General features: G+C 71.8%; 10 protein-coding genes and 1 pseudogene. 4 read left to right on the top strand and 7 right to left on the bottom strand.

Going from position 1 to position 14,936, the window contains the following annotated elements; genetic code table 11:
- The 3 genes and pseudogenes from JLI01S_RS13195 to JLI01S_RS13185 form a co-directional block, all read right to left on the bottom strand.
- Nucleotides 1–193: pseudogene (locus tag JLI01S_RS13195) on the bottom strand (hypothetical protein); the annotation flags it as partial.
- 1 nt (nucleotide 194) lies between these two features.
- Nucleotides 195–416 (bottom strand): mycoredoxin, encoded by a 222-nt coding sequence (locus JLI01S_RS13190; protein ID WP_068265383.1) that lies wholly within the window; start codon nucleotides 414–416, stop codon nucleotides 195–197.
- A 108-nt stretch (nucleotides 417–524) separates the two neighbouring features.
- Entirely contained in the window at nucleotides 525–1,202 is a 678-nt protein-coding gene (locus JLI01S_RS13185) for a SprT-like domain-containing protein (RefSeq protein ID WP_068265375.1), read from the bottom strand.
- Nucleotides 1,203–1,293: 91 nt separating this feature from the next.
- Here JLI01S_RS13185 and JLI01S_RS13180 point away from each other — a divergent pair, with 91 nt between their 5' ends.
- Both JLI01S_RS13180 and JLI01S_RS13175 read left to right on the top strand, forming a co-directional pair.
- Nucleotides 1,294–2,286: an LLM class flavin-dependent oxidoreductase gene (locus JLI01S_RS13180; protein WP_068265381.1), complete on the top strand. Its 993-nt coding sequence runs from the start codon at nucleotides 1,294–1,296 to the stop codon at nucleotides 2,284–2,286.
- 396 nt (nucleotides 2,287–2,682) lie between these two features.
- On the top strand, nucleotides 2,683–3,477 hold the full coding sequence (locus tag JLI01S_RS13175; RefSeq protein ID WP_245634623.1) for a M57 family metalloprotease: 795 nt from the start codon (nucleotides 2,683–2,685) through the stop codon (nucleotides 3,475–3,477).
- Between the two features lie 102 nt (nucleotides 3,478–3,579).
- Here JLI01S_RS13175 and JLI01S_RS13170 read toward each other — a convergent pair whose 3' ends face one another.
- Nucleotides 3,580–4,941 carry a carboxylesterase family protein gene (locus JLI01S_RS13170; protein ID WP_245634622.1) on the bottom strand — a complete coding sequence of 454 codons (1,362 nt, stop codon included), beginning with the start codon at nucleotides 4,939–4,941 and terminating at the stop codon, nucleotides 3,580–3,582.
- Between the two features lie 148 nt (nucleotides 4,942–5,089).
- Here JLI01S_RS13170 and JLI01S_RS13165 point away from each other — a divergent pair, with 148 nt between their 5' ends.
- Nucleotides 5,090–5,596, top strand: a complete 507-nt coding sequence (locus JLI01S_RS13165) for a hypothetical protein (protein ID WP_068265367.1) — start codon at nucleotides 5,090–5,092, stop codon at nucleotides 5,594–5,596.
- Nucleotides 5,597–5,670: 74 nt separating this feature from the next.
- Nucleotides 5,671–6,174, top strand: coding sequence for an ASCH domain-containing protein (locus JLI01S_RS13160; protein WP_068265365.1), 504 nt, complete (start codon nucleotides 5,671–5,673; stop codon nucleotides 6,172–6,174).
- 41 nt (nucleotides 6,175–6,215) lie between these two features.
- Here JLI01S_RS13160 and recD read toward each other — a convergent pair whose 3' ends face one another.
- The 3 genes from recD to recC are packed head-to-tail and all read right to left on the bottom strand — an operon-like array spanning nucleotide 6,216 to nucleotide 14,913.
- The gene (gene recD, locus JLI01S_RS13155) at nucleotides 6,216–8,009 is read right to left on the bottom strand and encodes an exodeoxyribonuclease V subunit alpha (protein ID WP_068265363.1); all 1,794 of its coding nucleotides are present in this window, start codon (nucleotides 8,007–8,009) and stop codon (nucleotides 6,216–6,218) included.
- Nucleotides 8,006–11,440 carry a UvrD-helicase domain-containing protein gene (locus JLI01S_RS13150; protein ID WP_068265360.1) on the bottom strand — a complete coding sequence of 1,145 codons (3,435 nt, stop codon included), beginning with the start codon at nucleotides 11,438–11,440 and terminating at the stop codon, nucleotides 8,006–8,008. The genes recD and JLI01S_RS13150 overlap by 4 nt, the downstream gene beginning before the upstream one ends.
- Nucleotides 11,437–14,913, bottom strand: coding sequence for an exodeoxyribonuclease V subunit gamma (gene recC / locus JLI01S_RS13145; RefSeq protein ID WP_068265379.1), 3,477 nt, complete (start codon nucleotides 14,911–14,913; stop codon nucleotides 11,437–11,439). Before recC ends, JLI01S_RS13150 begins: the two co-directional genes overlap by 4 nt.
- Nucleotides 14,914–14,936: the final 23 nt, after the last annotated feature.

Genomic DNA, 14,936 nt, shown 5'->3' with positions numbered 1-14,936 from the left:
CCGAGGTGCGGCGGGCGAGCCGGTCGGCCAGGCGGGTCTTGCCGACACCGGTCATGCCGGTGACGGCGACCGCCGGGAAGCGGCCGCGGAAGAGGTGCGTCAGCTGGTGTGGCGCGGTCGACAGCGCCGAGAGCGCGGTCCCCGCGAGGGTCGTGCCCACGGCGGTGCGGGTGGAGGGGGACAGGCGCGCCACGTCAGCCCAGCGCCTTCTTGACGTCGGCCACCGAAGGGTTGGTCGCGGAGGAGCCGTCGGGGTAGAGCAGTGTCGGGACCGTCTGGTTGCCGCCGTTGATCGTCTCGACGAGCTCGGCGGTGCCGGGCGTGGTCTCGATGTTGATCTCGGTGTACCCGATGCCCTCGCGGTCGAGCTGTGACTTCAGCCGACGGCAGTAGCCGCACCACGTGGTGGAAAACATCGTGACCGTGCCGTCAGCGGGCAGGTCGAGGCCGGGGGGCAGGATCTCGCGCACGTTCACCCCTCCAGCCAACCACGACTTGGCCCCAAGTCCAGCACGCGGGGCCCCTCAGGCTGCCTCCACGTGGTCGAAGGGGACGGTGAGCAGTGATCCTGGGCCGCGCACGTGGAACCGGGTGCGGCCACGTTTGATGACGACCCCGACGAAGCCCTCGTAGCGACCCGGGGTGAGGACCCGGACGCGGTCGCCGACCGAGACGAGGTCGCCGGCCCCCTCACGGTCCGCGGTGAAGAGCAGCGCGGCGAGCTGGCGTTGGTAGGCAGGAGTCATCTGGGCGGGGACGCCGTGGTGCGTCCACGTGAAGAGGGCCTGGGCGCTGAAGGCCCGACTGCACTCGCGGCACGACGTGACCTGGGAGGGTCGACGGTGCCGGTCGATGGTGTGCCCGACGGGGCAGGTGCCCACCCAGGCGCCGGGCACGCTCGGGGCATCCTGTGGCAGGCAGCGCTCCGGCGAGGCCCCGACCCGTCGGGCCATCGCCTGCCACCGCGGCCCGTGGCCGTGGCGGGGACCGACGAGGGCGTGGGCGATCTCGTGCAGGACGGTGTCGCGGACCTGCTCCGGCGAGTGGAGCCCCGTGAGCGGCCCGCTCAGGCCGATCGTGCGCTCTGAGGTGCGGCAGACACCCGCGCGCTTCTTGGCGCGGTCGAAGACGAGCCGCCAGTCCTCCAGCCCGTGCTCGTCCATGAGCGCCCGGGCCATGAGTCGCGCTTCTGCGATGTCCATGAGCAGGAGATTAGGCGCAGGACCCGACATCCCCCCTTCGCCTCCGTGTGGTTGTGGAATACCGGCGACGGCCTTTGAGGTTGTGCAGGACGTGCTCCCCAAACTCTCTCTCCTCGACCTGGCCACCGTGGGCCGCGACCAGCCGATCAGCGAGGCGCTCGCCGAGACCGTCACGCTCGCCCAGCGGGCCGACGAGCTCGGCACCTTCGAGCGGCTGTGGTTCGCCGAGCACCACAACATGTCGCGCATCGCGTCCGCCGCGACCTCCGTGCTCATCGCCCACGTGGCCGCGTGCACCGAGCGCATCCGCGTCGGCTCCGGCGGGGTCATGCTGCCCAACCACTCCCCGCTCGTCATCGCCGAGCAGTTCGGCACCCTCGCCGAGCTGCACCCCGACCGCATCGACCTCGGCCTCGGTCGTGCACCCGGCACCGATGGCGCGACGATGCGCGCGCTGCGGACCGACCCGCGGGCTGCGGAGTCCTTCCCCCAGGACGTGCGTGAGCTCCAGGGCTATCTCTCCGGCGAGACCCTCATCGACGGGATCCACGCCTACCCCGGCCGCGAGACCCGGGTCCCGCTCTACATCCTGGGTTCCTCCCTCTTCGGTGCCCAGCTGGCCGCGGCCTACGGGTTGCCGTATGCCTTCGCGAGCCACTTCGCACCCGACGCGCTCCAGCAGGCCGTGCGGGTCTACCGCGAGCGCTTCACCCCCAGCGAGCAGCTGAGCAGCCCCTACGTCATCGCCGCGGCCAATGTCGTCGCCGCCGACGACTCCGCGACGGCCACCGCGGCCGCCGACAAGGTGCTGCGTGCGCGCGTGCGGATGCTCGCCGGACGGGTCGGCAGCGGGACCCTCGACGACGACATGATCACCGCGCTCATGGACACCACCGTCGGTGCCCAGGCCCGGCACATGCTCACCCACACGATCGTCGGCGACCCCGGGCAGGTCGCCGCGGGACTGACCGACTTCGCGGCGCTCGCCGACGCGGACGAGCTCATCCTCACCAACCCGGCGCCGGGCCTCGACGAGCGCGTTCGCACTCTCGAGATCCTCGCGTCGCTGTGCGAGGCGGGCTGACCCCCTTCGTCCTGACGAAGTCCGCACGTCTCCTGCCGCAACCTTGACGCCCCGGGGATGGAGTCGTGACGCGGTGCGCGCGTAGCGTCGTCATCGTGCACGAGACCTGACCGAGCGGACCGCGAGGGGGTCCACCCGGTCACTGGTTCCCGAGTCTTCCCCCGGCTCGGAACCACCCCTGAGGGGATGCCCCCTCGCGACGGATTTCCTCCCCGTCGCGAGGGGGCATCCTGTTGCCCGGGCCCGGGTTCGACGCCAACCGGGATGCTCTGGACGACTTGACCAAACCCATCCAAAAAATGACCGAAGTCTGGTGGAGTGCGCGCTCCGACGGTCATAGATTCCGAAGACCCGACAGCGCGACCGCGCGTCGGGATCTGACGAAGGATGAATCGCATGAAGCGTGCAGCAACCGTCCTGGCCCTGGCCGCCACCGTCTCCTTGGGCGCCGCCAGCGTCGTCCACGCCGGTGTGACGGAGGAGCCGACGTACCAGGACTTCAAGGCGCAGACCCTCCAGGACGCCGACCGCCAGTACATCGTCAACGGCGACATCCCCGTGTCGGGCGAGAAGCAGCTGCAGGAGTTCTACCAAGGACTGGTCAACCCCGGTCACGAGAGCCAGCTCGTCGTCAACACGGTCTACGGCAAGGACGACGTCTGGACCGCGAGCCAGGCCAAGAACCTCACCTACTGCGTGAGCACCAAGTTCGGCACCAACCACGCCGCGGTGCGTGACGCCATGGCCAGCGGAGCCGGCCAGTGGGAGGCAGCCAGCTCCGGCGTGAACTTCACGTACGTCGCGGCCCAGGACGGCAAGTGCACCACCCGCAACAACAACGTCGTCTTCTCCGTCGAGCCGACGAACACGACGAGCTACATCGCGCGGGCCTTCTTCCCCAGCACCGCCAAGCGCAGCCGCAACGTCCTCGTCAGCACCAACCAGCTCTTCAACGCCGGCTCGTGGACCCCGAGCAACATCCTGGCCCACGAGCTCGGCCACACCCTCGGCTTCCGCCACGAGCACACCCGACCCGAGGCCGGAACCTGCTTCGAGGACAACAACTGGCGCCCGCTGACCCCCTACGACTCGGCGTCGATCATGCACTACCCGCAGTGCAACGGCTCGAGCGACAACCTGAGCATGACTTCCGCAGACCGTGAGGGGATCCGCTCGGTCTACGGCTCCTGAGTCCCACCGGACTCTCGAAGCCACCTCTGCGGGGACGCCCCCTTCGCCCGGACTTCCTCCCCGGACGAAGGGGGTGTCCTGTGTCCGGAGGTCGGCCGCCGGTCAGTCGACCGGAAGCTCACGGACCTCGATGAGCCCCGGCTCGCTGATGACCCCGACGTCCCCCGTGCGGGCGAAGTCGGCGAAGATCTGGCGCAGCCGCCGTCCGGAGCGCTCGAAGTCATCGGGGTCCACGCCGGCGAGCAGGGCGGCGTCCCGCCACGTCGCGAGCTCGCCCTGCAGCAGCGGCAGCTCGATGGTGTGCGCACCCGCGTAGGGGTTGCCGGGGACACCCCAGGTGATGAGATATCGCTGCCCCCGTCCACCCGCGGCGTGGTGTCGCTCGGCGAAGGCGAGGACGCCGCGACCGTAGATCCGCTCGGTCAGTGCGTGCCCGACCCGCCGGACGAAGGGGGCCGCCCAAGGGCCCAGCGCACGACCGCCGAGGGCCTTGGCGATGAAGAGCGAGGCCTCGCGGTCGGTGGACCCGATGAGGACGTCGACCCGCTCGGCGGCCTCGCTCCATGCCGCGTCGAGGTCCTCCTCGGCCGGCAGTGGGTGATGGCCGTACTGCACGCCGAAGGGCATCCCCGCGGACATCCCGTGGCGGGCGACCGAGGGCTCGACCGACGGCTGCGCGGCGAGCACGTCCTCGATGTCGGTCTCGTCGGTGAGGGACTGCGCGAGGTGCATCATCGCGTCAGTCATCGCGGACCGTCCGGGCATGACACCGATCGGCGGGCTCTGGATGATCGCTCGACGAAAGAGGCCCTCGGTGCCCTCCGCGATCATCAGGTGCGCGATGGCGTCGCCGCCCGCGGACTGACCGAAGAGGGTGATCTCGTCCGGGTCGCCGCCGAAGGCCCCGATGTTGGTGCGGACCCACCGCAGCGCCGCGATCTGGTCGAGGAGCCCGAGGTTGGCGGGGCGGGTCGAGCCGTCGCCGAGGTAGCCGAGCAGGCCGAGGCGGTAGGTCACGCGCACGACGACCACCCGCTGCTCCGTCACGAGCGCACCAGGGTCGTAGATCTCGAGGTCGCCGGCGCCGGAGACATAGGAGCCGCCGTGGATCATCACCATGACCGGCAGCGACTCGTCAGCAGTGCTGTCGGCCGGCACGGTCACGGACAGCCGCAGACAGTCCTCGTCGAAGGGGAGCTCGCCCGGGGTGAGCCCGAGGACCTCCTCGAGGAACTCGACCCGCGGCTGCGGGCAGGCCGGTGACATGCGGGTTGCGTCGATGCGATCCACCGGTGCCTCGGCCACGGGTGGGGCGAAACGCGCGGCCCTCGCGTAGCGGATCCCGCCGGCGCGCAGGACGTCACCGTCGCGGCGGCCGACGATCTCCCCGGCGGGCGCGGACCAGGTGGGGGGCTCCCCCTTCGTCATGGAGGCGCTGCGTGAGATGCGGGCTGGCGTCGTCATGTGGTCAGCGTGCCACGGTGGATCGGAGGTGAACGCATCATGAGTGGATCCTCATCGCGGGCTCATGCCGGCCTCATCGACGGCTCCTAGGTTCTTCCACATCGAGGTCAGCCGCTGGGGCGGACCCGGATGTGAAAGGCACGCCACCATGAAGCGTCTTCTCCCCACCCTCGCGGCCGCCGGCCTGCTCCTCACCGGCACGGTCGCCACCGCTCCCGGCGCGTCGGCTGCCGACCGCACCTGCCGCGGCACGATCGGCAAGATCACCGTCGACAACGTCAATGTCCCGAAGGGGGCGACGTGCACCCTCAAGGGCACCCGGGTCAAGGGCGATGTCAAGGTCCGCTCCGGGGCCACCCTCAAGGCCTCTCGCGTCAATGTCGATGGCAACATCCAGACGCAGGGTCACCGTTCGCTGTCCGTCAGCCACAGCATCGTCGACGGCAACATCCAGGCCGAGAAGGGTGCCGGCACCCATATCCGTCGCAACACCGTTGACGGTGACATCCAGATCTTCTCCAACAAGCGCGGGGTCAAGAACATCTACGACAACCGCGTCGACGGCAACCTCCAGTGCAAGAGCAACACCCCTGCCCCCAAGGGCGCGCGCAACAAGGTCAAGGGCAACAAGGAAGGCCAGTGCCGGAAGTTCTGATCCCGGACCGGCACACCTCGAGGACATGGCCCGCGGCCACGTCCTCGAGGCGTGTCCGGGGGCATGATGGGCTGATGGATGACATCGAGGCCTTCTGGCAGCGCGCGCAGCGGCATGCAGAGCTCGCGACGGTGAATTCGTACATGGGCGAGAACCCCCTGGCGCTCCTGCGCCCACCGGCCTGGGCCTTCGGGGCCACCCCGGAGCAGGCGGACGAGCTGCTCGCGCTCGTGATCGACGGGACCAAGACCTCGACCTCATCAGCGTTGTGGGACTACGAGGCCGAGGCCGAGGAGCTCCCGAGCGAGGGCACCCTCGGGATCGTGACCGATGGGAGAGGCGCCCCGCGGGCCCTCGTCGTGACCAGCCGGGTGCGCACGCTCCCCTTCGACCAGGTGGATGAGGAGCATGCCAGCGCCGAAGGGGAGGGCGACCGTTCGCTGGCCTACTGGCGGCAGGTGCACGAGGCCTTCTTCAGCGAGCACGCCAGCCACGACCGCGGCTTCGCCCCGGACATGCCCGTCGTCCTCGAGGACCTGCGGCTGATCTACGCCGAGCCGGGTGACGCGCCCCAGTAGCCCGACGGTGATCCGGTGATCCGGTGATCCGGCGATCCGGACTATCGGGTGACCCGGTGGCGCAATCCCGTGGCGCGCTGGGTGCGCCGGGTGACGGCCGCCCGGATCGCCTCGTGCGACCCCACGAGCGTGATGGACCTCTGGGCGCGCGTGATCGCCGTGTAGAGCAGCTCACGGGTCAGCAGCCGGGAGTCGGCGTCGGGCAGCAGCACGGTGATCGCCCGGGCTTGGCTGCCTTGGCTCTTGTGGATCGTCATCGCATGGGCGGTGTCGACCTCACCGAGGGTGGACGCGGCGTGCACCTGTGGTGCTGACGGCTCGCCGAAGACCCCGACGACCCGGCCGTCCTCGCGCAGCGACATGACGCCGGTGTCGCCGTTGTAGAGCCCGAGGCCGCGGTCATTGGTCGTGACGAGCAGGGGACGCCCGAGGACCTGGCGCCCGGCGTAGTCGGTGGCCTCGCCGAGCCACCGCTCGACGCGGTCGTTCCACGGGCCGACCCCCCACGGGCCCTCGCGGTGCGCGCACAGCAGGCGGTGCTCGCCGAGGGCCTGCAAGGCATCGGCGTGGCGGCCGCGGAGTGCGAGCTCGCGCAACCGCTGGGCATGCTCCAGCAGTCGGGGACGCAGGGCCTCGTCGGCGCCGAGGACGTCGTCCACCGGCAGGTGTTCGACCGGTCCGTCCGGTGTGGCGGCGTCGAGCAGCTCGATGACGCGATCCGCGTGGCCGGCCCGGACGGCCTCGGCCAGCTCGCCGATCTCTTGGCCGAAACGGTGCGAGGTGCTCAGGCGGACCACCGGTCCGGTCTCGCCGTAGCCCGCGACGAGGTCGGCGAGGACTGCGCCGGCCTCGACCGAGGCCAGCTGGTCGGGATCACCGACGAGCAGCAGCCGGGTCGTGGGGCGCAGGGCCTCGAGGAGGCGCGCCGTGAGGGTCAGGGAGAGCATCGACGCCTCGTCGATGATGACGATGTCGTGCGGGAGAGGGTTGCGCCGGTCCCGGCGGAACCGGTTGCCGCTGTCAGGACGCCAGCCCAGCAGGCGGTGGATCGTGACGGCCTCGATGTCGCTGCCGAGCCGGTCGCGGTCCTGCGCCGGAAGGTCCGCGAGGGAGCCGAGGACCGACTCGCGCAGACGGGCCGCGGCCTTGCCCGTCGGTGCAGCGAGGGCGATGCGTGGCCGGTGACCGCTCAGCTCGGCCTGCTCCAGCAGCAGGGTGAGCAGACCGGCGACGGTCGAGGTCTTGCCGGTGCCCGGGCCACCCGCGAGGACGGTGGTCAGCTGTCCGGCGGCTGCGCGCACGGCTGCCTGCTGCTCGGTCCAGGACGCCCCGGGGAACACGCGCTCGAGTCCCGCGTCGAGCATCTGCTCGTCGACGCTCGGCTGCGGCCCCGCGGCCCGCCGACCCAGGTCCTCGGCCACCTGGACCTCTTCGCGGTGGAACCGGTCGAGGTAGACGAGCTCGTGCTCGACGATCAGCACGCCTGCCTCGCCGAGGGCGCTCGCGCGCACCCGGTCGAGCCACGCGTCGGTGGGTGGCAGCTCGAAGGGAGGGACCGTCCCGGACCCATCCTCGTCGGCCCCGTCTCGACCGGCCTCGGCCAGCAGCTCGCGTGCGTGCTCGGGGTCCAGGCTCGTCGAGCCCTCCCGTGCCGCGCGGACCGTGAGTGCCAGAGTGACCCTCACGAGCGGGTCGCTCTCGTCGACGAGCTTCGCGAGACGAGCGGCGACGTGGACATCGGCAGCCTCGATCGCGCCCGAGGCGTTGAGGTCGGCCAGCTCACCGGTCGCGGTGCGCGCCCGCCGCCGGTCGTAGCGGTCGAGGACGTCGGTCATCGCTGCTCCTCGGAAGTGGTGGGTGACGGTCCGGACCTGGCGGGCCGGTGGCCGTCGAGCAGGTCGGACACGCCCTCGATGAGCGCGATCGGTGGCTGCCAGGAAAAGACGCCGGTCGGGTGCCCGTCGACGGTCGGGGTGTCGGGTCCGGCCATGCCGCGCAGGTACAGGTAGAGGACCCCACCGAAGTGCACCGCCGGGTCGTACCCGGGCTGGCGCCAGCGCAGGAAACGGTGGAGCACGACCCCGTAGAGGATCGCCTGGAGCGGGTAGGAGGAGTGGTTCATCGCCTCGCGCAGTGCCGCGGGGTCGTAGTGCTGCGTGGTCAGCGGGGCGTCGACCGGCCCGAGCCAGTTGGTCTTGTAGTCGACGACGAGGTGTCGCTGGCCCACGCGCAGCACGATGTCGACCGAGCCGGTGAGGTAGCCGCGCAGCGACTGCTCACCGAGGAGCGGGTTGTCGAGGACATCGGCGAAGGGCAGCACCGGGTCGTCCGCGGGCAGGTGCTCGCGCATGAGGTCGGCCAGGTCGCCGAGGACGGCTGGGTCGACCGGCGGTCCCGGTGCAGCGTCGCCGCCGCCCAGTGGCAGCTCGAACTCCATCTCGCACAGTCGATCTCGGGCTCCGATGTCGGCCAGTGTCGTGTCCGGTGCCAGCGGTCCCAGCGGGGTGCGGATCACCTCGACGAGCGCCTCGGCCAGACCATCGCGATCGAGGTCGGGCACCGGCCAGGAGATGATCTGCTCCTCGACGTGGGCCCTCAGCTCGGCGAGCAGGTCCGGCGACTGGGCGTCGGCCTCCTCGAGGACGGCGTGGACGAGGGAGCCGAACCCGGCACCCACCGGCAGGTCGGCCATCGGCGAGGGGATGTGCCCGTCGCTCTCCTTCGCGGGAGTGGGCCCTTCGCCCCCTCCAGAGGGGGCGAAGGAGTCGCCGACGACGGCGAGAGAGGTTCCCCCTTCGTCCTGACGGTCGGTGACTTCCGGCTCGCTGGAGACGAGGTCCTCAGCGGTGGGGCGGGCGACATCGTCCAGGGGGCGGGTGAGGGCGGTGTAGGAGGTGCGTCGCCAGTCGTCGTCGACGGTGCGGGTGAAGCTCCGCACCGACAGGTCGGTGGTCGTCTCGGGTCGGGCCATCGCCACGGGCGAGGGCTGGTCGACGTACTCGACGCGCAGGGCGCCGCGCTGCTCCCACTGCGTCAGCTGGTCCTGGAGGGTCGCGTCGCCGGGGACGGGGTGGGTGCGGGGCACCGGTCCCTGTCCCTGCGAGCGGCCGAGGAGGACGCGGTGCAGCGAGGAGGGGCCGGTGTTCTTGGCCGAGGGGAACCACCACGTGACGACCTGGCTCTGCGCGCGGGTCATCGCGACATAGAGCAGCCGCAAGGACTCGCCGCTCTCCTCGGCTGCGGCGCGGTCGAGACGGTCCTGCCGGCCCTCGTCGGAGCTGATCCCGATGTCGAGGCAGCGGGTGCGGTCGGCGCGGTGGAAGTGCAGCACGTCAGGGCGCGGCAGCCACCGGTCGCAGACGAAGGGCAGCATGACGATCGGGTACTGCAGCCCCTTGCTCGCGTGGATCGTCGCGAGATGGACCGCGTCGGCGTCGCTGTCGAGTCGTCGGGCGCGCTCTTCCTTGCGGGTGGCGCCCATGCGTTCGCGCAGCCACGCGGTGAGCGAGGCCAGGCCTTCGCTCTCGGTGACCACCCGCTGATGGAGGGTCTCGCCGATGTGCCGCAGATCGGTCAGGAGGCGCTCACCGTCGGTGCGGGAGAGGACGCGGGCGTCCATCCCGTCGGCGGTCGCGGCGGCGAGGACCGCTGCGACGCCTCGCCGTCCGAGCAGGGCGGCCCAGGTGCGCAGCCGGTGGGCGACCTCCTCGGTGACGTCGTCGCCGCGGTCGTCGAGCTCGCGGGCACTGAGTCCGACGAAGGGGGTGAGCGCCGCCGCCCGCACCCGCTCGGGTCGGTGGGTCAGCTCCATCGCCTCGAGCAGGGTGAGCCATGCGGTCGCGGCGGGGGAGTCGTAGATGCTGTCGCTGGAGACGATGACCGAGCGCAGCCCGACGGCGGTCAGGGCCGAACGCACCTCGTCGAGCTGCCGGCGGGTGTGGGCGAGGACGGCGATGTCGCCGGCGCGCAGGAGCCGGCCGTCGAAGGTCGTGCGCCCCGTGAGCAGCCGGGTGATCTCAGCAGCGCAGTCGGCGGCGACGAGCGGACGCACGGTGCCGATCGACACGGAGCGCTCGCCGGGAGGCAGGACGCGCTCGCTGGGCAGGGCTCGCAGCCGCACCGGGGCGAGCAGCCCGTCGGGCGCGATGCCGTCGGCGACCCCGAGGCGTGAGTCCTGATGGGCGGCGCTCACCGGGCGCACGACGATCTCTGGGTCCCCGAGCTGCGCCCCGCCGAGCAGGACCCCGAGAGAGCGCACGAGGGGTCCGTCGGAGCGGTGGTTGACCCCGAGCGTGTGCTTGGTCGTCGCGGACTCCGAGGCGGTCAGATAGGTGTCGACGTCGCCACCGCGGAAGCCGTAGATCGCCTGCTTGGGGTCACCGATGAGCACGAGGGTGCTGTGGCCGCTGAAGGCACGGTCGAGGATCTGCCACTGCACGGGGTCGGTGTCCTGGAACTCGTCGACGAGCACGACCTGCCAGCGCTGGCGCATCCGCTCGCGAGCGGGTGAGTCCTCGTCCTCGAGGGCGGCGGCCAGGTGGGAGAGGAGGTCGTCGTAGCCGAGGACTCCCTGACGGCGCTTGCGGCGGTCGAGCTCGGCGCGCACCAGGTGGGCGAAGCGCAGGCTGCGCGCGTCCGAGGTCCCGCCCTCGAGGGCGCTGGGGTCGAGCTGTGCGTGTGGGTTCTCGGTCACGGCGCGAGCGATCTCCCCGGCGCGCTGCCGGGAAAACGCCGGGGGCCCGCCCTGGGCGAAACCGCGCACATAGAGGTCGTCGACGACCTCGTCGCGCAGGTCGGACAGGTCGTCGACGAGCCGGGAGTGCGGGTCGGAGTCACCGGCGACTCCGAGCCCGCGCAGCACGAGCTGGCAGAACTGGTGGGTCGTCGCGATGGTCGCGGCGTCGAAGTGGGTGAGCGCGTCGCGCAGTCGCCGGGCGCGCTCGGTGACCTGCTCGTCGGTGCCCTCGCGCAGGAGGGCGACGACGGGGTCAGCGGTCGGCAGGCTCGGGTCGGCGATGTGCCGGTGGACGTGGCGCAGGTGCTCGCGGACCCGCTCGCGCATCTCGCGGGAGGCGGCCCGACCGAAGGTGATGACGAGCATGTCCTCGAGCCGGACGACGCCCTCGGCGATGTGCCGGGCGACGAGGGCGCCGATGGTCCACGTCTTGCCCGTGCCCGCGCTCGCCTCGAGCAGGACGGTGCCGGTGGGCAGGTCCGCCGTGATGTCGAAGGGGGTCAGCTCGGCCGTGCTGAAACCGGCGCTCATGCGGTGCTCCCGACGTTGTCGAGGGCCGGGGCCCAGATCTTCGGTGCCAGGGTGGCCAGGTCGCTCCCCGGGCCGGCCGGACTCTCGAGCAGCACCTCGAAGGGGGCTGCGTTCCCGTGGACGAGCTGCCACCACGCATCGTCGCGCTCGCCGGGGATGCTCCCGCCGTTCTTGAGCATCGTCAGCTCCCACTCGCCGACCGCCTTCTGGGTCGCGGCTCGTCGGTGGGTGGGGTTGCGGTGAACGACCTGCATCCACGCGTGGGCGGTCTTGACCGGCAGTGGCAGGGGCGCGGTCTGTCCGAGGGAGTAGATGTCGATGAGGGCAGCCAGGTGGGAGCGGGCAGCGGCCCGCGGCAGGAGGCCGAAGCTGGTGCGGGCGACCTTGCCGCGCGATCCCTTGCCGAGGGCCGATGCCTGCCAGCCCTCGTCGTCGGTGCCGGCAGCGGTGAGGGCGAGCAGCCGGATCCACGAGGCCATGAGCTGCTTGGGGCCCAGGCGGGAGTAGGTCGCGTCGACGACGTGCAGCCCGCGCACCCCGTCGACGGTCCCGGTCAGTCGCAGGTCGCCTGGCAGCGTGACCTCGACGTCGACGGAGCGGGGGTCCTCGGGTGGTCCGAGGGCGAGCTGGCCCATGAGCAGCTCGACGGCGCGGCCGATCTCCTCGAGGGTCGCCTCGCCGAGGCCGGCGGGTGGCAGCTCGCCGCGGAGCAGCTCGGCCTGATAGATCGAGTGCGGGTCGTGGCCGGCCATGCGAGCGCGCAGGGCGCGGTCGCCGACGGTCCATTTTTGCAAGCCGTCGAGGTCGATCGGTAGCCGGTCGCTGACCTCTTCGGCCTCGCGGGAGACCCCGACCTGCAACCGGTCACGGAGGAACCCTCGAGCCGGGTTGTCGTAGAAGGAGATCAGGTCCGCGAGCGAGATGTCCTCGATCGTCCGTGCCGGCAGGGCTGATGTGAGCAGCTGGCCGGGCTCGGTGCGTGGACCCGCGCTGGCGCGGGCGGCGAGCAGGGCCGATCGGTCGAAGCTGAAGGCGCGCTCGCCACCGACCCCGTCAGTGGTGAGGTTGCGCGCGTCGAAGGGCTGCAGCGGGTGCTGCACGACCTCGACGGGCGCCGAGGTCGTCTCCCGGGCGGCATCCACGAGCTCCCCGAGGGGGACGGCGGGTGGGCAGGGCTCACCACTGTGCTCGTCGGCGCCGGTGTAGGCGATGACGAGGCGCTCGCGGGCGGCGAGGACGGCGTCGAGCAGGAGCTGGCGGTCCTCGCTGCGGGCATCGCGCTCGCCGGTCAGCGGGCGGCGGGCGAGGACGTCATCGCCGTCGATGCTCTGCTGCCGGGGGAAGGTGTCGTCGTCCATGCCGAGCAGGCAGACGACGCGGTGGGGCACGGAGCGCATCGGTGTCATCGTGCAGACGGTCAGCCCTCCGGTGCGGAAGCTCGCGCGGCTCGGTCGTCCCGCGAGCTGGTCGGCCAGGAGGACACGCACGTCGGCCAGGCGCAGCGACACCCCCTCGCTCGCGTGGCGCGCGGCGGAGGAGAGGGTGCGCTGCAGGTCGCCGACCTGCCAGCGCTCGCGGGTCGGGACGTCGGTCAGGGCCAGGACGGTCTCGGTGAGGCCGTCCATCCACTCGGTCGCCGTGCCGGCCCGCCCGAGCCGGTCGAGGCCGTCGCCGATGCGCGCGAGCAGCTCGCTGACCCGGCCCACGAGATCGACGGACCCGCTGCCGACGTCGTCCAGCGGCATGACTCCGCCGACCTGCAGCGGCCCGTCCGCGGAGACGGTGACGCCGAGCAGCAGCCGGTCGAGGCCGAAGCGCCAGGTGCCCTGCGGCTCCACGTCCAGGGCGAAGGGGGCCCGCCCCGCCTGGTCGTACCCCCACCGGATGCCCGAGTCGCCGACCCACCGGGTCATCGTCGCGAGGTCGTCGTCATCCAGGCGGAATCGCCGCCGCACTGGCTCGCTGGCTGCCAGGTCGAGCACCTCGCTCGCGGTGAGTCGCCCCCCGGCCAGCCCCACGAAGCGGTCGGCGACGGCGAGCAGCGGGTTGGTCGCCCGGAGTGACCGGTCGGCCAGCCGCACCCGCAGCCGGTGCGCGGGGTGGGTGTCGACGCCCTCGGCGTCGGTGCCGTGATCGCCGAGGCCGAAGGCCGCTCCGATGAGCGGCGCATAGGTCTCGACATCGGGGCACATGATCAGGACATCGCGGGGCTCGAGCGTCGGGTCGTCCTCGAGAAGCCCGACGAGCACCTCGCGCAGCACCTCGACCTGCCGGGCGGGACCGTGGCAGGCATGGACCTGGATCGACCGGTCGTCCTGCGGCACCGTCCGGGCCAGGCGCTCTGCCTCGTCGGGCACGTGGTCGTCGCGCAGGTCCGCCTGCAGCCACCCGAGCACCGAACGCTGGCTGAGGTGCGACGGAGGAGCCTCGAAGCCCGGGGCGGTGTCGAGGGTCGTCGCTGGCGCTCCTCCCTCCTCGACCAGCGGGGGCTGAGGTGCGACGGAGGAGCCTCGAAGCCCAGCCGCCCCCAGCACCCGCGCCAGCTCGCGCGAGTCCCGACCGAGCGAGGCGAGCAGCGGGTGGCGCACGAGCTCGCTCGTCGAGTCCTCGACCCGAGCGACGACTCCCTCGGAGGCGACGGGGGCCAACCGCTCCCACAGGTCCGTCGACGGCTGCGGCAGCCACAGGTGGACATCGCGGGAGAGGGCGAGTGCGTCGAGCAGCTCGACCTCGGTGACGGCCAGCCGGGTGTGGCCGAAGAGCGACAACCTCTCGGGCAGATCGAGGCCGTCACTCCTTTGGCCACCCACTGCCTCCCTCGTTCCCTGAGGAGGCGCGCCAGCGCCGTCTCGAAGGGCGGCCACGGTCTCGGCATGCCGCACGTCCGGTGGGGGAGCGTCGACAGCCATGACGAGGCGCCGCCACAGCTCGGCCTGCCACGCGAGGTCGGCATCGAGCGCGGAGCCGGTCCCGTCGGTGTCGCGGCCCTCACGCCAGTCGGTGAGCATCGTCGGTCGGCTCTGGCCGTAGCGGTGGAAGAGCCGCGCCAGTCGCAGCGCGACGGAGTAGCGCCGCCCGGCCCGCACGTCGAAGAGATCGCCAGGCTCCGTGCCGTGACCGAGGTGCCGGCTCAGGGCAACGCACCACGGCTGCCCCAGCGAGGCGTCGATGACCTCCAGGAGCGGCCAGACGAGGTGTTGCGGCAGCCACGGGTCGTCGTCATCGCGACCGGTGAGCATCGTGACGAGGGAGCGCGGCCGCAGGAAGGTGACGCCGGCGCACACCCCGTCCTGACCCCCTTCGCCCGTACCGAGGCGGTGGGAGAGCCGCTGGGCCAGCCAGCGCTCGATGCCCTGCTCGGGCACCACGACGACCTCCTGCGCGAAGGGGTCCGGCAGCGGGCTCGCCAGCAGCTCGCCGAGCTCGTCGGCGAGGATGTCGGTGCGCTGCGCGCGGTGGAGGTGAAGTGCCACGGTCAGACCGTATCCGCGCAGAC

The sequence above is a fragment of the Janibacter limosus NBRC 16128 genome (assembly GCF_001570985.1).
GTDB lineage: Bacteria > Actinomycetota > Actinomycetes > Actinomycetales > Dermatophilaceae > Janibacter > Janibacter limosus.
The sequence above is the reverse complement of the archived record's forward strand: the minus strand, read 5'-3'. Positions and strand labels throughout refer to the sequence as shown.

Excerpts from the sequence above, each read along its gene's own strand:
- JLI01S_RS13190 (WP_068265383.1), bottom strand. The coding sequence starts at position 416 with ATGTTTTCCACCACGTGGTGCGGCTACTGCCGTCGGCTGAAGTCACAG.
- JLI01S_RS13185 (WP_068265375.1), bottom strand. The coding sequence starts at position 1,202 with ATGGACATCGCAGAAGCGCGACTCATGGCCCGGGCGCTCATGGACGAG.
- JLI01S_RS13175 (WP_245634623.1), top strand. The coding sequence starts at position 2,683 with ATGAAGCGTGCAGCAACCGTCCTGGCCCTGGCCGCCACCGTCTCCTTG.
- JLI01S_RS13170 (WP_245634622.1), bottom strand. The coding sequence starts at position 4,941 with ATGACGACGCCAGCCCGCATCTCACGCAGCGCCTCCATGACGAAGGGG.
- JLI01S_RS13165 (WP_068265367.1), top strand. The coding sequence starts at position 5,090 with ATGAAGCGTCTTCTCCCCACCCTCGCGGCCGCCGGCCTGCTCCTCACC.
- JLI01S_RS13160 (WP_068265365.1), top strand. The coding sequence starts at position 5,671 with ATGGATGACATCGAGGCCTTCTGGCAGCGCGCGCAGCGGCATGCAGAG.
- recD (WP_068265363.1), bottom strand. The coding sequence starts at position 8,009 with ATGACCGACGTCCTCGACCGCTACGACCGGCGGCGGGCGCGCACCGCG.
- JLI01S_RS13150 (WP_068265360.1), bottom strand. The coding sequence starts at position 11,440 with ATGAGCGCCGGTTTCAGCACGGCCGAGCTGACCCCCTTCGACATCACG.